Below are 17,418 nucleotides of genomic sequence, written 5' to 3' on the forward strand. Positions count from 1 at the left end.
GTCGACGCGCATCAGGCCGCTGCCTGCGCGATCGATGCCAGCGTGAGGCGGCCGGCCAGCAGTTCCTCGGCGAACATTTCGGCGGTGCGCGCGGCGGCGGCCGTCATGATGTCGAGGTTGCCCGCATATTTCGGCAGGTAGTCGCCGAGGCCTTCGACCTCGAGATAGACGGACACGCGGTTGCCGTCGAACACCGGCCCGTTGACGAGCCGGTAACCCGGCACGTAACGCTGCACGTCGGCGATCATCGCGTGCACCGATTCGACGATGCGCGCTTCGTCGGGCGCGCCTTCCGTCAGGCAATGCACGGTGTCGCGCATGATCAGCGGCGGGTCGGCCGGGTTGATCACGATGATGGCCTTGCCCTCTTTCGCCCCGCCGACCTGCGCGACGGCCGCCGCCGTCGTGCGCGTGAATTCGTCGATGTTCTTGCGGGTGCCGGGGCCGACCGAGCGCGACGACACGGTCGCGACGATCTCGCCGTAGGCGACCGGCTGCACGCGCGAGATCGCGCGCACCATCGGGATCGTCGCCTGGCCGCCGCAGGTGACCATGTTGACGTTCATCTCGCCGGAGCCGATGTGGTCCTTCAGGTTGACGGGCGGCACGCAGTACGGGCCGATCGCGGCCGGCGTCAGGTCGATCATCAGCACGCCGAGTGCGTTCAGCTTGCGGCTGTTCTCCGCGTGGACGTACGCGCTGGTCGCGTCGAACGCGACCTGCACGCCGTCGGCCTGCACATGCGGCAGCAGGCCGTCGACGCCGTCCGCGGTAGTCTTCAGGCCGAGTTCGCGCGCACGCTTCAGACCGTCCGAATCGGGGTCGATGCCGACCATCCACACGGGTTCGAGCACGGGGCTGCGCATCAGTTTGGCGAGCAGGTCGGTGCCGATGTTGCCGGGGCCGATCAGCGCGCAACGGATCTTTCGGGTCATGGGGATTGCCTCGTTTGACTGAAAAGGGGAATGGGCCGCGCTCACGCGAACCGCACCGAACACGCGCCGATCCCGCCGATCGACACGCGGAAGTTGTCGCCGGGTCCGACCGGCGCCATTGCAGCGAGCGCGCCGGACAGGATCACTTCGCCGGCCTTCAGCGGAATGCCGAGGCAGCCGAGCGTATTGGCGAGCCACGCGACGGCATTCACCGGCGAGCCGAGCGCGGCTGCGCCGGCGCCGGTGCCGATCACGTCGCCGTTCTTCTCGAGCACCATCCCGCAGGTCGACAGATCGACGCTGCGCGTGCTCACCGCGCGGTCGCCGAGCACGAACACGCCGCACGACGCGTTGTCGGCCACCGTGTCGCCGATGCGGATCTTCCAGTCGCGAATGCGCGAATCGACGATCTCGAAGCACGGCATCACGCATTCGGTCGCCGCCAGCACCATCGCGTTGGTCACGCCCGGGCCGAGCAGGTCGCGCTTCAGCACGAACGCGATCTCGCCTTCCGCCTTCGGCTGGATCAGCGTGTCGAGCGCGATGCACTCGCCTTCGCCGACCACCATGCCCGACAGCAGGTAGCCGAAGTCGGGCTGGTACACGCCGAGCATGTCCATCACCGCCTTCGACGTGACGCCGATCTTCTTGCCGACGACGGTCTCGCCGGCATCGAGGCGGCGCTGCACGAAGCGCTGCTGGATCCGGTACGCGTCGTCGACCGACAGGTCTTCGTGCTGCGACGTCAGCGGCGCGATGGGCGTGCGCGACGTCATCGCGTCGTACAGCCGGTCGCCCAGCGTGGTAATCAATGTGGAATCCATAAAAGTTATCCGGTCGGTAACGGGGATGTCAGAGCTTCACGCAGACGTTGCGCAGCTCCGTGTAGAACTCGAGCGAATGCACGCCGCCTTCGCGGCCGATACCCGATTGCTTCGCGCCGCCGAATGCGGTCCTCAGGTCGCGCAGGAACCACGAATTGACCCATGCGATGCCGACGTCGATCGACGCCGCGACGCGATGCGCGCGCGACAGGTTGCTGGTCCAGATCGCGGTCGACAGCCCGTACGCATTCGCATTCGCGCGGCCGATCGCTTCGGCCTCGGAATCGAACGGCATCACGAGCGTGCACGGCCCGAAGATCTCGTCGCGCGCGATCGGCGAATCGTCGCCGAGGCCGGTCCAGATCGTCGGCTGCACCCACGCGCCGTCGCGCAGGTCGTCCGGCATGTCGGGCACGCCGCCGCCCGTCACGACCGTCGCGCCGAGCTCGACGGCCTGGCGGTAGTACGACAACACCTTGTCGCGATGTTCCTGGCTGATCAGCGGGCCGAGGCCCGTCGACTCCGCTTCCGGGCGGCCAGGCCGCAACCGCTCGGCGCCGGCCTTCAGCGCGGCGACGAAGCGCTCGAACAGCGGCCGCTCGACATACACGCGCTCGGTGCCGAGACAGACCTGCCCCGTATTCGCGAAGCACGAGCGCAGCGTGCCTTCGACGGCCGCGTCGAAATCGCAGTCGGCGAACACGATCGCCGCGTTCTTGCCGCCCATCTCCAGACTGACGGGCCGCGCGCCGTCGGCCGCGGCCTTCATGATGGCCGCGCCGGTGCGCGTCTCGCCGGTGAACGTGATCGCGTTCACGCCCGGGTGGGTGGTCAGGAATTCGCCGGCCGAACCAGGCCCGAAGCCATGCACGACGTTGTAGACGCCGCGCGGCACGCCCGCCGCGTTCATCACTTCGCCGAGCAGCGCGGCCGTTTGCGGCGTCTCCTCCGACGGCTTCACGACCACCGTGTTGCCGCACGCGAGCGCGGGCCCGACCTTCCACGTCATCAGCAGCAGCGGCAGGTTCCACGGGCAGATCACGCCGACCACGCCGACCGGGCGGCGGATCGCGTAGTTGAGCGCGCCAGCGCCATCCGGCGTCGCCATCTCGAAGGTCTCGCCGGGCACGTTCTTCACGACGTCGGCGAACACCTTGAAGTTCGCGGCGCCGCGCGGGATGTCGATATGGCTCGCGAGGCTCACCGGCTTGCCGGTGTCGGCGACTTCCGCTTCGAGGAAATCGTCGAAGCGGCGCGTGATGCCGTCGGCCACCGCATACAGGATCTCGACGCGCTGCGCGACCGTCAGGCCGCCCCACGGCCCCGCGAGCGCCGCCCGCGCCGCCTGTACGGCCGCGTCGACGTCGGCGCGGCTCGCTTCGGCCACGCGAGCGATCACCGCGTTGTCGAGCGGCGAGCGCTTGTCGAACCAGCGCTCGCCCGCACGATAGTCGCCGTCGATGAAGTTGCGGACGTGCCGCGGTTCCGGCTGCCCGCCGGCGGGGCCGCGTGTCGCGGCGAGGGTTTCCGTGTCGTACATGATGTGTCTGCCGATGGTCGTGAATCCGTGATCCGATGGGTTCGTGAAGCGTTCGCGTTCCGTGCGCCGCGCGTCACGGACCACCAAGGCCAGCTGCATCGAGGCCCGCATGCGCGCATTGCTCGTCCTGCGCCTCGCTGCCGCCCGATACGCCGATGCCGCCGATCAACGCGCCGTCGTCGACGATCGGCAGCCCGCCGCCGAACGCGACGAAGCGCGCGCGCAGCACGAGGCCCTGCCGCACGGCGTCCGAGTGCGTCGCCAGCGCGTCGTGCCACGCGCCGGTCGGCAAGCCGAAGCTCGCGGCCGTGTACGCCTTGTCGATCGCGATGTCGATCGAATGCAGCGGCGCGCCGGGCATTCGCACGAATGCCGCGAGCAGGCCAGCCGCATCGACGACCGCGACGTTCACGCGCACGCCGAGCCGCTCGGCCGCCTCGGCCGCCGCCTGCGCCGCGCGTGACGCGGCGAGCCAGCCGATCGTGCGCACGTCGACGCTCCGGTTCGTATCGTTCTGATGCATGGCGCGGTGCTCCTTGCGAGATCAGGTGTAGACGGTCGTGAACGCTTCGTTCAGCTCGCCGGAGTGGAAGAAGATCCCACGCCCGAGCTCTTCCTCGGTCCACGTCGTGACCGGGCGATCGGGTTGCGCGAGGTAGCCGAGCCCCGCGAACGTCTCGTTGCGGTTGCCGCTCGGATCGAAGAAGTAGATGGTGGTGCCGCGCGTGATGCCATGCCGCGTCGGCGCGACGTCGATCTTCACCTTGTTCTTCGCCATCACGTCCGCCGACTTCAGCACGTCGGCCCAGTCGTCGAGGAAGAACGCGATGTGATGCAGGCCGTTGCGCGGGCCACCGACGAACGCGATGTCGTGCGGCGTCGTGCTGCGGAACATCCAGGTCGCGGCCCGGATCGTGTTGCCCGGGCCGACCATCACCTGCTCGGCCAGATGGAAGTCGAGACAGTCGGCCATGAAGCGCGTGTTCTCCTCGACGCGGTTCACGCCGGCCTCCGGGTTCAGTTCGCACATCAGCAGACAGTGGTCGAGCCAGTGCACGGCCGAGCCCGGAATGTCGTCGGGCCACGGATCGGGATTCAGCGAACCGACCGCGGTGCCCACCAGCTCCTTCTTCGCGAACAGCCGCAGCTCGTGGCCGCTCGGCAGCTGGAACCGCAGTTGACGGCCGACCGCCGGCAGCGCGCCTTCGGGCAGCATCTCGGTCGCGATCCCGTACGCTTCGATGCGCTGCTGCAGCGCATCCAGGTCGGCGTCGTGCTCGACCTTGTAGGCGGCATGCTTGAGCCCCGCCTGATCGGACGGCGACAGGATCAGCGAATACTTGTCCCATTCGTCCCAGCACTTCAGGTAAACGTTTCCCGCCGCGTCGCGCATCGTTTCCTGCATGCCGAGCACGCGCACGTAATGACGCAGCGCCGCTTCCATGTCCATCACCTTCAGACTGACATGACCAATACGCATCACACCCATGGTGAGTCTCCTCCTGGTTACTTGTTGATGGCCGTCGTGCCGGCACATGTCGTGCCGCAGAAGAACGGCTTCTTCAGCCGGCCGGCCACTTCGAGTTCGACGTCGCCGTCCGGCGCGACGCGACACGCGAGCGCATAGCCGTCGTCCTCCTCCTCCGCGCTCACATGGGCGCGGCTGACCGGCCCGAGCTTGCGCACCGCGCCGCGCAGCACGCGCACCTTGCATACGCCGCATCCACCGTTCAGGCAGCCGACCGGAATGCCGCGCCGGCCGAGCTTCGCCATGCCGGCCAGCAGCGATTCGCCGGACACGCACGCATAGCGCTCGTCGGTCTGCGCGATCCTGACCGTCCCGCATACGCGCCCCGCGTCCATGTCACACCCGCCGGAACAGCGGGCTGCGCGTCTGTTGCGCGTCGGCCGCCGAGATGAATTTCTCGTGATAGATGTCGCGCTCGAACAGGCGCCCCTGCATCAGCGTCGTGATGCATGCGTCGATCATCGCGGGCGGCCCGCACAGGTACGCCTGGTGCCCCGAGAAGTCGCCGTCGAAATGCGCCTTCGCGACGTCGTGCACAAACCCTTGCGCGACGTCGCCGCCTGCGTCCGGCGCGCCTTCCGACAGCGCCGGCACATACGTGAAGTTCGGATAGCGTTCGGCGAGCGCGCGGAATTCGTCGTGGTAGTAGAGTTCCTGCGCGTTGCGCTGACCGTAGACCAGCGTGATCGGCGCGGTGACACCGCTTGCGAGCAGGTCCGCGATCATCGAGCGCGGGCTCGACAGCCCCGACCCGCCGGCCATGAAGATCATCGGCAGCGCGGCCGAGCGGCGCACGAAGAAGCGGCCGTACGGGCCCGACAGGCGCACGCGCTGGCCCGTCGCCAGTTGCTCGTGCAGGTAGCTCGTGCCGAGCCCGCCCGGCACCTGCCGCACGTTCAGTTCGATCTCGCCGGTGGCTGCGACGTCGGCCGGTGCATTCGCGATCGAGAACGCGCGGCTCTGCCCAAGCCCGGGAATCTCGAGCTGCACGTACTGGCCCGCCTGGAAGTGGATCGGCTGCGACAGCTTCAGGCGGATCGACTTGATGGTCGGCGTGAGTTGTTCGATGCGCGTGACGTCGGCCGCGAAGTCCTTCACCGGGATGATTTCCGCATCCGGCTCCTCGTCGACGTCGGCCTCGATCACGGTATCGGCCTGCAGCGTCGCGCAGCATGCGAGCGCCTTGCCTTCCTCGCGCTCGAAGTCCATCAGCGCGAACGGATTCGCGTCGCCGAGATCGGTCTCGCCGTCGAGCACGGCGACCTTGCAGGTGCCGCACAGCCCGTGACAGCACGCATGCGGAATGTAGATGCCCTGGCGCAGCGCGGCATCGAGCATCGTCTGTCCTTCCTCGACCTCGATCGTCACGCCCAGCGGCTCGATGGTAAGTTGATGGCTCATGATGGTTCGCTCGTCCGCGTGGCGGTCAGAAGCTCGCGCCGCCAAGGCCGTCAAGGCCCGGCGTGCGGAAGCTGATCAGGTCCTTGTGCCCGAGGCCGTTGTCGGCCAGGCTCTTCGCCGCATCCGGCGCCCACCGCTCGCCGGAGCGAAACCACTCGACGCGATCCCAGTCGATCTTCGCGAAGTCCGGGTGATAGCCGTAGACGGGCGGCAGCACGCTGGCGGCCAGCGCACCGAACGGCATGTCGGGCGGCAGCGGCAGGCAGAACGGCGCCGGGAACATCAGATGGTTTTCCCAGCACACGTAGAGCAGCGGCGCCGGAAACTTCTCGACGGCATCCTTCACCGGGAAGTCGTAGGGTTTGAGCGCGATGACGGCCATGTTTGTCTCCTGTCGGCCCGCGTTTGCGCGGCGGCGCTTCGCGGGCCCTTCGTCCAGATTGCTTGTCGGTTGCGGGTCAGTTGCTCGTGGCTTGGCCGCGCCAGGCCGCGAAGTTCTTCTGGTCTTCCGAGCCGTCGAAATCGAGGTTGTCGCGGCCCATCGTCACCGCGTAGTAGTCGAGCACCGCGGCGAGCGGATCGAAACCTTCGGCAGCCGGGTCCGCATCGGGCGGAAAGCAGTTGCCCTGGTGGATCTGGTGCACCGGCAGCCACGCCTGCACGTATTTCTGCGGCTCGTGATCGAAGATTTCCTTGCAGTGATCGCTGCAGAAATGGAACTTGTTGCCGAGGTAGTTCGACTCGCGCGCGCCGATCTTCGTCGGGTTGCCGGGCTCGGTGAACAGCATCGGGATCTGGCAGGTCTGGCACAGCATCGGCAGCGTCTTCATGTAGAAGCGGTTGCCGGCCTTCGCCTGCTCGCCCCAATGCTCGAAGCGCGGGCGGTAGTAGCGATCGAACGAATCGGGATACTTCGCCGACAGCCACGTCATCTCGTCTTCGGTCGGCACCCAGGTGTGGAACGCCGACGCCGCGTTGAAGCCATAGAACGTCGACCACGCCTGATGGCTGATGTGGTCCTTGCCTTCGCACGCGTCCTGCCAGCCCTTCGGCTCGCGAATGCCGTAGCGCGCGAGATCCTTGAATAGCGCGCCGCCGTTCTGCTCCGCGTACATCTCCCACGATTCGCGCCAGCTCATCACGCGCTTGGGCTGCATGTAATCCATCATCATCGCGACCAGCGTCAGCAGCCGGTAGCCGCGCCAGAACCACTTGTCGATCCAGCGCTGCACGATCGGCACGTTGTCCGGATCCTGTTCGAGCAGGAACTTGATGCATTCGATGCCGAGCGTCATGTGGCGCGACTCGTCCGATTGCGCGGAGAAACCGAACGTGACGGTCGACATGTCGCCGTTGTAGGCCGCGCCCGACATGAACGGCACGAACAGCAGGTTCGTCAGCACGTATTCGAACGAGAAGCTCACGGCGGTCAGGAATTCGAACGGCCCCGACGAGTACGCATCCTCGAAGAACGACTTCGGCACCGACAGGTACCAGACGCGATCGAACCAGTGGTTCGAGTGATGGAACCCGTTGAAGAACTTGTTGTACGTCGACATTGCGTGCGTTTCGGTCTGGTAGTGCCGCAATTCGTCAATCGACTGCATCTGGCATGCGATGCGCGCGCCCTCGCCGGTGAAGTGCCGGCCGACGTGCGCGAAGCCGCGGTGCGCGAGGTATTCGAGCGGCGTCACGCCCTGGATGAACAGCTTCAGCGCGTTGATGTAGCGGGCGTCGCTCACGCCGAGGAACGCGTTGTTCTGCGTGAATGCGTCGATCACCGCGTACAGCTTCTTTTCCTTCTCGCCTTGGTATTTCCAGTACGCGTCCATCGTCAGGCGAAACGGGTCGACCCACTTGTCCCAGTCGTGGATCTTGATGCCCTCGTAGCGGTCGTACGGGAAGACCTTGTCCATCGGCTGGTAGGTCGTCTCCCAGCCGAGGCCGCGCGTCATTGCCGCGTAGCGGTCCTTCAGGCCGAGTTTTTTCTTGAGCGTTGGCGTGTCCATTCGTGTCTCCGGTGTTGTCGGTGCGCGTGGCGCGTCGTTCAGTGCGTCCAGCTCAGCGTGAACTGGTCGTCGTCCTCGTCGATGTGGCCGGACAGCGTGATCAGGTTCACCTGTAGCTGCTGCAGGTCGAAGCGCGTGCCGGTCAGTTCCTCGATCGTTTCGCGGCGAATCGTCAGCCGGTCGGGCGAGTCGATCTTGACCATGCCGGGCGACTCGACGACCACCGCGAGCGGGTTGTCGGCGACGATCGCCTCGACGATCGATCTGGACTCCTCATTGGCCTGGAAGGCGATGAATACGTTGGACATGCTGTTTTCCTGGATGAAAGGTGGGCGGCCCGGCGTCAGAGCGCGAGGCCGAGCTTCGCGACACGTGCGTGGAACTGTTCTCGCGCTTCGTCGAGCGCCGCGCGGCCGTCGTCCCGCAGCGCCAGCGCCGCCACCGGCGCGAGCGCCGCGTCGGCGCGCACGGACCAGTCGCGCGTCCAGCGTGCCAGCAGCGCGCGGTTGTCGTCGGATTCGGACGCCATCGTCTTCACCACGGCATCGATCCAGCGGTTCGATTCGGTGTGCCACTCAGGCATGAACGCGGTCAGCATCGCCACCGCCGAGCCGCCGTCGAGCGCGATCCGTTCGTCGACGAAGCGGTCGTAGACGAGCGGGTAGAGCAACCCGTCGAGCGCCAGGTTCTGCGCGACGAACAGCTCGACCGGATCGGCGACCACCAGCGTGTCCTCGACGTAACGTCGCAGCGGCTGCCACGCGGCGCCGGTCGTCCACGCCGCCTTGGCGGTGTCGAGCACGTCGGGCTCGGCCATCGCGAGCGCGAGCCGCGTGAGGTATTGCGCGACCCCGAGGTTGTCCATCGCATGAAACATCGCCGGCGCCGTGAACGCGGTGCCATAGCCGAGCGCGCAGACCTGCGCGTTGTTCATGTTCGCGCCCCAGGCCGCGTGGCGCAGCGGCACCAGCACGTCGAGCGCGTGCGCGGCGACGTCGTCGCGCATCAGGCCGATCATCCGGCGCGACTCGACGAACTCGAAGTTCGCTTCCATCGTGTCCTGCTGGCGCGCCCGCGTGGTCGCCCACGACGCGTAGTAGAACTGGCGCGGGTCCTTCAGCGCGTACCAGTTCGCCATCCGGATCGCCGAGCGCGACGCGTCGAAGATCTCGTAATCGGGATCCCACGTCGGGCGGTAATGGAAGTTCGCCTGGGGCTGCGCGCCCATCATGCCTTCCTGGTAGCGCGTCGCCGTCTTGTCGCCGCCGATGTTCTGCGCCACGTGCGCAAAGGTGTGCCGGAGCGGCTTGATGTCGACTGTTTTCAGCTCGATGGTCACTTCTTGCTCCTCAAGGTCATGGGTTCGCTTCGACGTCCAGCCGCGTGACCTGCTGTTCGCGGCAAAACGCGTCGAAGGCGGCTGGAGACAACGTCAGCTCGACGCACAGCTCCGGCGCGCCGCCGATCGAAAACTCGAATTCGACGAAGCCGCGCGGGTTCGTGCCGGTGACGCGGACGCACTTGCGGCCCGGGTCGAGCGGGGAAAGATCGGTGTCGGTTGGATTCATGTCCGGTGTCGCCTCCATGCCGTCCTTCAATGCAGCATCCGTGCCACGCGCGGCCGGTTCTGCAAAAAATCTCGATAATTCAGGGAAAGCCCTGACGCGAAGTTCGAATTCGCGATCCACAATGGCGGTTAACCAGAATGGAAACGACACCCGGACGAAAGCGCCGAGCGCTTGATTTGGCGGTCCTCTTCATCATTTGAGCAACCCGGCGGCGCGCATTTGATGAAATGATCAAACGGCTGCCCGGATTCGGGCGCCGCGAGCAGAAATTTCGAAAATCACGAGAAATCTCGACGGAGGAGACATGACGCGGCCCAGCCTGCCCCCCTTGCCGCCGGACACCGACCTGCGCAAGCTGATCCACTTTTCGGCGAGCGACGGTCGCATCTGGCTCGCCGGACAGCGGATGGTGCTGCTCCATGCCGGCGCGCTGGCGACGCTGCGCCAGGAACTGATGGAAAGTGTCGGCCCCGCGCAGACGCGACGCTTCTTCACGCGGGTCGGCTTCGCCGCGGGCGAGCGGGACGCCGCGCTCGCCCGCGAGATCCGCAGCGGCGCGTCGCTGTTCGACATGTTCCATGTCGGCCCGCAGCTGCACATGCTCGAAGGCGCCGTGCAGGTCACGCCGTTGCGCTTCGAGGCTGATCCCGCGACGGGCGCGTTCTATTGCGAATACCGCTGGGAACATTCTTGGGAGGCCGACGTGCACCGCCGCACGTTCGGGCCGCAGCCCGAGCCGGTGTGCTGGATGCTGATCGGCTATGCGACCGGCTATACGAGCGCCTTCATCGGCCGGACGATCCTGTTCAAGGAAACCGGCTGCGTCGGCATGCACGACCCGCACTGCACGATCGTCGGCAAGCCGGCCGAGGAATGGCCCGATGCCGAGGAAATCTCGTCGTGGTTCAAGGCCGATTCGCTGATCAACACGATCCGCGACCTGCAGACCGAGGTCGAATCGCTGCGCCTCGAGATCGCACCCGACGATGACCGCACGCGGCTCGTCGGCCGCTCCGACGCGTTTCGTGCCGCCTATGCGCTGCTCGAAACGGCCGCGCCGACCAAGGTGGCCGTCCTGCTCACCGGAGAAACGGGCGTCGGCAAGGAGCGCTTCGCCCGCGCGCTGCACAGCCTCAGCCCGCGCGCCGCCAAGCCGTTCGTCGCGATCAACTGCGCGGCCATTCCGCACGCGCTGATCGAGTCGGAACTGTTCGGCGCGGAGAAAGGCGCGTTCACGGGCTCGCAGGTTGCCCGCGCCGGGCGCTTCGAGCGCGCGAACGGCGGCACGCTGTTCCTGGACGAGATCGGCGAGTTGCCGCTCGACGTGCAGGCCAAGCTGCTGCGCGTGCTACAGGAAGGCGAGGTCGAACGGCTCGGCGCGACCGACGCCAGGAAGGTGGATGTGCGCGTCGTCGCGGCGACCAACCGCGATCTCGAACAGGCTGTGCGCGATGGCACCTTCCGCGCCGACCTCTACTACCGGATCAACGTCTACCCGGTGCTGATTCCGCCGCTGCGCGAGCGGCAGGACGACATCGCGCTGCTCGCCGACGCGATGCTGGAGCGTTTCGCCTCGCTGCACGGCAAGCCGACGCCGACGCTGACCGACTATGCGTACGACGCGCTGCGCGGCTACCGATGGCCCGGCAACGTGCGCGAGCTCGAGAACCTGATCGAGCGCGCGGTGATCCTGTCGCGCCCGAACCGGCCGGTCGACGCGAAGGACCTGTTCCCCGGCGTCGGGCTGCCTGGCGGCGCGACCGTCGACCGGGCGGGGCAGATCAAGCCGGCCGCCACGCTGTCGATCGACTGCGCGACGATCCTCGACCAGTTACAGGGCGGCGGCGGGCTCGACGGCCTCGAGCGCGCGCTGCTGCACGAGGCCGTCGAGCGCGCGAACGGCAACTTGTCGGCCGCCGCCCGCCTGCTCGGGCTGACGCGCGCGCAGCTCAGCTACCGCCTCAACCGCAAACAGGATCAGGAGGAAACGTGACATGAACACCATCCTGCCCGCCCATCCGTTCGCCGACGCACTGCGCGACGACACGCCGCCCGCGATCGAGCCCGCCGCCGACGATGCAGTCGAACCGCACGCACGCACGCTCAGCGAGCATGCGTACCATCAGCTTCGCCAGCACATCATCGAGGGGCACTACCCGCCCGGCGCGAAACTGCGCGTCGAGCATCTGAAGAACGTGTACGGCGTCGGCGCGGGCACGCTGCGCGAGGCGCTCACGCGGCTCGTCAGCGATGCGCTGGTCGTTGCCGAAGGGCAGCGCGGGTTTCGCGTCACGCCGATGTCGGTCGACGATCTCGAGGCGATCACGCGGCTGCGCATCCATATCGAGGTCGATGCGCTGCGCGAATCCGTGCGGCGCGGCGACGATGCGTGGGAACACAGGGTGCGGCAAAGCTTCGAGATGCTGTCGGCCTGGGAGCAGCCGGTATCGATCGAGCACCGCACCGCGTGGGAAGCATGCAACCGGCGCTTTCACGAAGCGCTGATCTCGGCGGCCGCGACGCCGTGGACCTACCTGATCCTGCGCATGCTGTCGCAGCAAAGCGAACGGTACCGGCGCGTGTGCATCGGGCTCGGCGATTCGAAACGCGACGTGCATGCGGAACATGCGTGCCTGTTCGAAGCCGCGATGCGCCGCGCCGATGCGCGCGCCGCCCTCGCGCTCGAAGACCATATCGGCACGACACTCGCCGTCGTGCGCAACGCGCCGCCCGGGACGCTGCCGTTCTAGCGCTTCACGGCGCGCTCGCGGCGCTCAGGCCAGCGCCGGATACCCGTGCGCGGCCGCCTCGTGCTCGAACCGCGCAATCGTGTCGTAGTCGCCTGGCGACAACCGTTCGAATGCCTTCAGCCGCAACACGCGCGCGCGCTCGGCATCGGTGGCGACCGCGCGATCGAGCGCATCCTGCAACGCAACGACCTGCATTGCAGGCAGCGCGCGCGATGCGATGAACGGCAATCCCGGTGCAGAGGCCGTCATCCCGATGATCCGGATGTCCTTCAACAATTCGGGCAGTGCGTCCCGCACGTACGCAAACGTCACGCAGTCGATCGCCGCGCAATCGGCTTCTTCTGAAGCCAGCGCACGCAGCACGTTCAGGTGCGAGCCGAGCGCGGCAACCGATCCGAAGAACCGCCCGTCGCGCGCATGTGGCGCGACCGCATGCCGGAGCGCGTTCATCCCGCTGTGCGAATCTCCGCCGTTGAATGCTGCCCGCAGCCCCCGGCATGCAGCGAGCGTCGTCGCGCCGCCAGCGTGCGCGCGTGCCGATACGGCCAGCACGCTGCTGTAGTGTGCGCCGCGGCAGCCATCCGCATCGAACACGGGCGTCGCGATCAGTCGCACGACATCGCGCAAACCCAGCATCCGGTACGGATAGCCGCAAGTCTGCGACAGCAGCAGATCGTCGCGCCGCCATAGCGCATGCAGGTCGTCGAACGGTTCGTCGGGCAGCGCGACGTCGGCCGGCCCGCCCGCGTTCGCGAACGCATCGAACGCATCGCGCAGCAGTGCGCGCCACAGCGCGTCGTGGCGCGGCGTCACGTTGTACATCGGCAGTACTGCGATCCATGGGTTCATGCGGGCATTCTACGCATCGCCGCCCGCCCGGCGGAAGCCGGCTCGATCACGTCAAAACGGGGGCCGAACGGGACGCAGCGCGCCCGAAGCTTATCGGCCGCGTAACGATAAGCAAATGCGAATCGATTGGTTGGCCGCACGACGCGATCCCGGTACCGTCCTGATGCCTGCCCGAGCATCGCCATCGACGCGATACCGGACAGGCCGACCGTGATCTGCGAGATACCTGCGCACCTGGCCGAGCGCACCGGTTCAACCGCTCGTTCCCCGCACTGCCCGTTCAATCCCGCCTCAACGCCATGGCCGAATACTTCGACGTCGACCACGCGCGCGAGATCGCCGCGCTCGACACCCGCTTCACCGCGCGCACCGAGTGGCCGACCTGGCTGCTGGTCGTCGCGATCTACGGTGGCTGGCTCGCCGTGCTGCTGCTCGTGCGCGACGGCATCCTGTCGCTCGCGGCCGCGACGACGCCGCTGATCCTGCTCGGCGCGTGGCACCTGTCGCTGCAGCACGAGCTGCTGCACGGCCACCCGACACGCTCCGCGCGCGTGAACAAGCTGCTCGGCTATCCGCCGCTGACGATCTGGTATCCGTACACGCTGTATCGCGACACGCACCTCGAGCATCACCGCGACGAAGACCTGACCGTGCCGGGCATCGATCCGGAAACGAACTACGTGACGCGTGAACGCTGGGCGCGGCTGCCGCGCTGGCGCCGGGCGCTGACGGTCGCGCGCAAGACTTTCCTCGGACGCATCGTCGTCGGGCCGCCGCTCGCCATCGCCGCGACGTTCCGCGATGCGTTCGCCGCGTTCCGCCGCGGCGACTTCCGCTATCTGCCGATGTGGTCGACTCACGTTGCGTGCGTGGCCGCGCTGCTCGCGTGGCTGCAATGGGCGATCGGCGTGCCGTGGTGGTACTACCTGCTGGCCGTCACGTGGCCCGCGCTGTCGCTCGCGATGATCCGCTCGCTGTACGAGCATCGCGCCGCGCCGCATCCGAAGGCGCGCATCACGATCAACGAGGCCGGCTTCGCGATGCGACTGCTGTACCTGAACAACAACTATCACCTCGTCCATCACGACCTGCCGAAGCTGCCGTGGTACGACCTGCCGCGCGCGTACCGGATGCGGCGCGACGCGTATGCGAAGAAATGCGGCGGCTTCGTGATCCGCGGCGGATATCGCGAGTTGCTTGCGCGCCATGCGTGGTCGCCGACCGATCCGCCCGTGCATCCGTTCGACGAGGGCACGGCATCACTGTCGACGGGCAGCGGGATCAAGGTGGCGGTGGTCGACAGGGTGTTGCAGATCAGTACCTGACGTCGGAAGTTTCCGCGTTTCGGCATCTATCCTTACGAAATGCCGACAAAGCCGAGCGTCGCCCGCGAATTGCCAATCGCGGCGGCAATGCGCAGAATGGCGGCTCATCCGGGGCTTCCAACCATCATTCGCCCCGGCTCCGCCGCACGGCCGCGCACCGCATTCCCCGACGACGATGCAACCGAACACCCCGCCCGGCACGATCCGCACGATTGCCACCGACTGGTCCGTTTCCGCGATCACCGCGGGCTTTCTCGCGGTCCTGATTTCCTACGCGGGCCCGCTCGCGATCTTCTTCCAGGCTTCGCAGGCCGCGCATGCGTCCAACGACATGGTGTCGTCGTGGGTCTGGGCGATCTCGATCGGCGCGGGCGTGTCGGGCCTGTTCGCGAGCTGGAAGCTGAAGGTGCCCGTCGTCACCGCGTGGTCGGCGCCCGGCACCGCGCTGCTCGTCGGCCTGTTTCCGCAACTGACGCTCAACCAGGCCGTCGGCGCGTACATCACCGCTGCGCTGATCATCCTGGCGATCGGCGTGTCCGGTTATTTCGACCGGCTCGTACGCCACATCCCGCGCGGCATCGCCTGCGGCATGATGGCCGGCATCCTGCTGCCGTTCGGCATGCATGCGTTCTCCGCCGCGACCGCGCAGCCGGTGCTCGGTTTCGGGATGATCGCGGCGTACGTGATCTTCAAGCAACTGCTGCCGCGCTACAGCATCGTGCTCGTGCTGCTGACGGGTGCCGCGCTCGCGACGCTGCTCGGGATGACGCATCTCGGCAACGTGTCACCGAGCTTCGCGCGGCCGATCTTCATCGCCCCCGAATGGACGCTCGGCACGACGCTCAGCCTCGCGCTGCCGCTCGTCGTCGTCAGCCTCACCGGCCAGTTCCTGCCGGGGATGACGATTTTGCGGGTGTCCGGCTATCACACGCCGGCGCGGCCGATCATCACCGCGACCGGCGTGATGTCGCTGGTGGTCGCGTGCTTCGGCGGAATCACGATCGTCGTCGCGGCGATCACCGCGGCGCTCTGCACCGGCAAGGACGCGCACGAGGATCCGGACCGGCGGTATGTCGCCGGGCTCGCGAACGGCGCGTTCTACCTGATCGGCGGGCTCTTCGCGGGCACGATCGTCACGCTGTTCTTCGCGCTGCCGAAGGCGTTCGTCGCGATTCTCGCGGGGCTCGCGCTGATCGGCGCGATCAGCGCGAACGTGCACGGGATCTTCGAGGACGAGAACCATCGCGAAGCGTCGGTGATCACGTTCCTCGCGACCGCGTCGGGGATGACGTGGCTCGGGCTCGGGTCGGCGTTCTGGGGGATCGTGATCGGGTCGGTGGCGTATGGGGTGTTGAACAGGGTGCGGGGGCGTTAGGGAGTTTGAGCAGGCCCACAATGCCTGCTGCAACAGATACGTCCGTTGTATCGGCGAATCGCGACGTGTCCCGACGCGCCGCTCAGTTCGATACGGTCACTTCGACGCGGCGATTTCTTGATCTGCCCGGTGCCGTGCCGTTGTCGGCGAGCGGATCGGCATCGCCCTGTCCGGTTGCCGAGATGTTTTGCACCGGCACTCCCGCTGCCACGAAAATCCGCACGACCTGTCGAGCACGAGCCTCTGAAAGCGCTTGATTGTTGCTCCGGGATATCGCTCCAGCCGGTACGTTGTCGGTATAACCAACCACCTGCACGTACGCACCGGGCACCGATGTGGCAATGGTCCGACCAACCGTCGCCATCATGGAAGCCCACCACGGCGCGACCGTCACGTCACCCGATGCGTACATCCCGTTGAACCGGAGTGTCAGTACCTTCGTCGCCACATCCTGATGCAACTCGACGTTACCGGCAGCCACCTCGTCACGCAGGCTCGATCCGAGCCGTTCCGACAAGGCGTCAAGCGAGGACGTCGTCGTAGCCGGCATACCATGCATCCAACGATCCACCGCCGCATAACCCGCCGCGCCCAGCAACAACGCAACGGCAAGGCCCGCACCAATCCACCACCGGGTCCGACGCACCGGCACAGGACGCACCCACGGATCGACAATCGAACGCCGCGACGGCCGGATCGGCTCGCTGTCGGGCATGTTGCCGAATCCGTCGGCCGCGACAACATGGTGCACGACTTCGCGAATGCGCTGAAGATCGGTCGACCCATCGCTTGCAAAGCGATATCGCCCCTTGAAACCCAGATCGAGGATGTTCTGATACAGCTCGAGCAGATCGAGATGTTCTCGAGGACGAGCCAGCGCTTCATCGATCAGTCGAAACACGCGATCACTTCCCTGCCGGTCGTGACCCAACGCCACTGCCAGGCTGTTCGACTGCCAGTCGACTCCCGTCGCCCCGCCGTTACCCCAACGCGTCTGCATGGCCGCTTCGTCGAGCGCGGCGCACAGGCAGTAGCTCGCGCGAACGACGTGGTCGGACCGCAACTTCAACTCGCTGCAAACACGAGCGAACAGCCTGAGCTCCTGTTCCAGCCCCAAGCGCCGATGCGTGACGGCGCCAGGTTCCAGCACAGCGGGCGTATCCGCCAGCGCTCGCAGCAAGGTGCGCGTGGATTCAAACAGCGGATTGACCGCTTGCTCCGCGTCCCTCAGACGCACGGCAAGCGATGGGGATGCCGGCAGCCCGGCAGAGATCCTCGGATCGGCCATGAGATTCGTCACCGTGCACGCCCCCT

18 protein-coding genes are annotated in these 17,418 nt (G+C 67.0%); 4 read left to right on the top strand and 14 right to left on the bottom strand.

The genetic code is table 11. The features are described 5' to 3' along the window. Nucleotides 1-11: 11 nt before the first annotated feature. The 12 genes from HWX14_RS19970 to HWX14_RS20025 form a co-directional block, all read right to left on the bottom strand. The gene (locus HWX14_RS19970; protein ID WP_175884133.1) at nt 12-935 is read right to left on the bottom strand and encodes an acetaldehyde dehydrogenase (acetylating); all 924 of its coding nucleotides are present in this window, start codon (nt 933-935) and stop codon (nt 12-14) included. 41 nt (nt 936-976) lie between these two features. Next, a complete protein-coding gene (dmpE, locus tag HWX14_RS19975; RefSeq protein WP_175884134.1) occupies nt 977-1,759 on the bottom strand; it encodes a 2-oxopent-4-enoate hydratase in 783 nt (260 codons plus the stop codon). A gap of 28 nt (nt 1,760-1,787) precedes the next feature. After that, nucleotides 1,788-3,299, bottom strand: coding sequence for a 2-hydroxymuconic semialdehyde dehydrogenase (locus tag HWX14_RS19980; RefSeq protein ID WP_175884135.1), 1,512 nt, complete (start codon nt 3,297-3,299; stop codon nt 1,788-1,790). Nucleotides 3,300-3,372: 73 nt separating this feature from the next. Further along, entirely contained in the window at nt 3,373-3,822 is a 450-nt protein-coding gene (locus tag HWX14_RS19985) for a heme-binding protein (RefSeq protein WP_175884136.1), read from the bottom strand. 21 nt (nt 3,823-3,843) lie between these two features. After that, nucleotides 3,844-4,788 (bottom strand): catechol 2,3-dioxygenase, encoded by a 945-nt coding sequence (locus HWX14_RS19990; RefSeq protein WP_175884137.1) that lies wholly within the window; start codon nt 4,786-4,788, stop codon nt 3,844-3,846. 17 nt (nt 4,789-4,805) lie between these two features. Further along, complete coding sequence (locus HWX14_RS19995) at nt 4,806-5,162, bottom strand: 2Fe-2S iron-sulfur cluster-binding protein (protein WP_175884138.1); 357 nt, start codon at nt 5,160-5,162, stop codon at nt 4,806-4,808. 1 nt (nt 5,163) lies between these two features. Then, entirely contained in the window at nt 5,164-6,228 is a 1,065-nt protein-coding gene (locus HWX14_RS20000) for a phenol 2-monooxygenase domain-containing protein (protein ID WP_175884139.1), read from the bottom strand. 25 nt (nt 6,229-6,253) lie between these two features. Continuing rightward, nucleotides 6,254-6,610 (bottom strand): phenol hydroxylase subunit P4, encoded by a 357-nt coding sequence (locus tag HWX14_RS20005; RefSeq protein WP_175884140.1) that lies wholly within the window; start codon nt 6,608-6,610, stop codon nt 6,254-6,256. A 76-nt stretch (nt 6,611-6,686) separates the two neighbouring features. Next, entirely contained in the window at nt 6,687-8,237 is a 1,551-nt protein-coding gene (locus HWX14_RS20010) for an aromatic/alkene/methane monooxygenase hydroxylase/oxygenase subunit alpha (RefSeq protein WP_175884141.1), read from the bottom strand. A gap of 38 nt (nt 8,238-8,275) precedes the next feature. Continuing rightward, complete coding sequence (locus HWX14_RS20015; RefSeq protein ID WP_175884142.1) at nt 8,276-8,545, bottom strand: MmoB/DmpM family protein; 270 nt, start codon at nt 8,543-8,545, stop codon at nt 8,276-8,278. Nucleotides 8,546-8,580: 35 nt separating this feature from the next. Then, nucleotides 8,581-9,576 (bottom strand): phenol hydroxylase, encoded by a 996-nt coding sequence (locus HWX14_RS20020; protein ID WP_175884143.1) that lies wholly within the window; start codon nt 9,574-9,576, stop codon nt 8,581-8,583. Between the two features lie 16 nt (nt 9,577-9,592). Beyond that, nucleotides 9,593-9,925: a phenol hydroxylase subunit gene (locus HWX14_RS20025; RefSeq protein WP_244130276.1), complete on the bottom strand. Its 333-nt coding sequence runs from the start codon at nt 9,923-9,925 to the stop codon at nt 9,593-9,595. 184 nt (nt 9,926-10,109) lie between these two features. Between HWX14_RS20025 and HWX14_RS20030 the strand changes: the two genes are divergently transcribed. Then, a complete protein-coding gene (locus HWX14_RS20030; protein ID WP_175884144.1) occupies nt 10,110-11,798 on the top strand; it encodes a sigma-54-dependent Fis family transcriptional regulator in 1,689 nt (562 codons plus the stop codon). A 1-nt stretch (nt 11,799) separates the two neighbouring features. Continuing rightward, nucleotides 11,800-12,555: a GntR family transcriptional regulator gene (locus tag HWX14_RS20035; protein WP_174939713.1), complete on the top strand. Its 756-nt coding sequence runs from the start codon at nt 11,800-11,802 to the stop codon at nt 12,553-12,555. Nucleotides 12,556-12,579: 24 nt separating this feature from the next. Here the strand turns inward: HWX14_RS20035 and HWX14_RS20040 are convergent, their stop codons facing one another. Beyond that, nucleotides 12,580-13,404 (bottom strand): PhnD/SsuA/transferrin family substrate-binding protein, encoded by an 825-nt coding sequence (locus HWX14_RS20040; RefSeq protein ID WP_175884145.1) that lies wholly within the window; start codon nt 13,402-13,404, stop codon nt 12,580-12,582. Between the two features lie 299 nt (nt 13,405-13,703). Between HWX14_RS20040 and HWX14_RS20045 the strand changes: the two genes are divergently transcribed. Together HWX14_RS20045 and HWX14_RS20050 are read left to right on the top strand one after the other, a co-directional pair. Next, nucleotides 13,704-14,729, top strand: a complete 1,026-nt coding sequence (locus HWX14_RS20045) for a fatty acid desaturase (RefSeq protein ID WP_175884146.1) — start codon at nt 13,704-13,706, stop codon at nt 14,727-14,729. A 175-nt stretch (nt 14,730-14,904) separates the two neighbouring features. Next, nucleotides 14,905-16,104 carry a benzoate/H(+) symporter BenE family transporter gene (locus tag HWX14_RS20050; protein WP_175884147.1) on the top strand — a complete coding sequence of 400 codons (1,200 nt, stop codon included), beginning with the start codon at nt 14,905-14,907 and terminating at the stop codon, nt 16,102-16,104. Between the two features lie 82 nt (nt 16,105-16,186). Here the strand turns inward: HWX14_RS20050 and icmH are convergent, their stop codons facing one another. Beyond that, nucleotides 16,187-17,392, bottom strand: a complete 1,206-nt coding sequence (gene icmH, locus HWX14_RS20055) for a type IVB secretion system protein IcmH/DotU (RefSeq protein ID WP_244130277.1) — start codon at nt 17,390-17,392, stop codon at nt 16,187-16,189. Nucleotides 17,393-17,418: the final 26 nt, after the last annotated feature.

It is taken from the genome of Burkholderia sp. BCC0044 (genome assembly GCF_902832955.1).
Classification (GTDB): domain Bacteria; phylum Pseudomonadota; class Gammaproteobacteria; order Burkholderiales; family Burkholderiaceae; genus Burkholderia.

What these genes read in the sequence shown, in the direction of transcription:
- HWX14_RS20000 (WP_175884139.1), bottom strand. Translation starts at nt 6,228, where the DNA reads ATGAGCCATCAACTTACCATCGAGCCGCTGGGCGTGACGATCGAGGTC.
- HWX14_RS20005 (WP_175884140.1), bottom strand. Translation starts at nt 6,610, where the DNA reads ATGGCCGTCATCGCGCTCAAACCCTACGACTTCCCGGTGAAGGATGCC.
- dmpE (WP_175884134.1), bottom strand. Translation starts at nt 1,759, where the DNA reads ATGGATTCCACATTGATTACCACGCTGGGCGACCGGCTGTACGACGCG.
- HWX14_RS19985 (WP_175884136.1), bottom strand. Translation starts at nt 3,822, where the DNA reads ATGCATCAGAACGATACGAACCGGAGCGTCGACGTGCGCACGATCGGC.
- HWX14_RS20030 (WP_175884144.1), top strand. Translation starts at nt 10,110, where the DNA reads ATGACGCGGCCCAGCCTGCCCCCCTTGCCGCCGGACACCGACCTGCGC.
- icmH (WP_244130277.1), bottom strand. Translation starts at nt 17,392, where the DNA reads ATGGCCGATCCGAGGATCTCTGCCGGGCTGCCGGCATCCCCATCGCTT.
- HWX14_RS20010 (WP_175884141.1), bottom strand. Translation starts at nt 8,237, where the DNA reads ATGGACACGCCAACGCTCAAGAAAAAACTCGGCCTGAAGGACCGCTAC.
- HWX14_RS20035 (WP_174939713.1), top strand. Translation starts at nt 11,800, where the DNA reads ATGAACACCATCCTGCCCGCCCATCCGTTCGCCGACGCACTGCGCGAC.
- HWX14_RS19990 (WP_175884137.1), bottom strand. Translation starts at nt 4,788, where the DNA reads ATGGGTGTGATGCGTATTGGTCATGTCAGTCTGAAGGTGATGGACATG.
- HWX14_RS19980 (WP_175884135.1), bottom strand. Translation starts at nt 3,299, where the DNA reads ATGTACGACACGGAAACCCTCGCCGCGACACGCGGCCCCGCCGGCGGG.
- HWX14_RS20040 (WP_175884145.1), bottom strand. Translation starts at nt 13,404, where the DNA reads ATGAACCCATGGATCGCAGTACTGCCGATGTACAACGTGACGCCGCGC.
- HWX14_RS20045 (WP_175884146.1), top strand. Translation starts at nt 13,704, where the DNA reads ATGGCCGAATACTTCGACGTCGACCACGCGCGCGAGATCGCCGCGCTC.
- HWX14_RS19970 (WP_175884133.1), bottom strand. Translation starts at nt 935, where the DNA reads ATGACCCGAAAGATCCGTTGCGCGCTGATCGGCCCCGGCAACATCGGC.
- HWX14_RS19995 (WP_175884138.1), bottom strand. Translation starts at nt 5,162, where the DNA reads ATGGACGCGGGGCGCGTATGCGGGACGGTCAGGATCGCGCAGACCGAC.
- HWX14_RS20050 (WP_175884147.1), top strand. Translation starts at nt 14,905, where the DNA reads ATGCAACCGAACACCCCGCCCGGCACGATCCGCACGATTGCCACCGAC.
- HWX14_RS20015 (WP_175884142.1), bottom strand. Translation starts at nt 8,545, where the DNA reads ATGTCCAACGTATTCATCGCCTTCCAGGCCAATGAGGAGTCCAGATCG.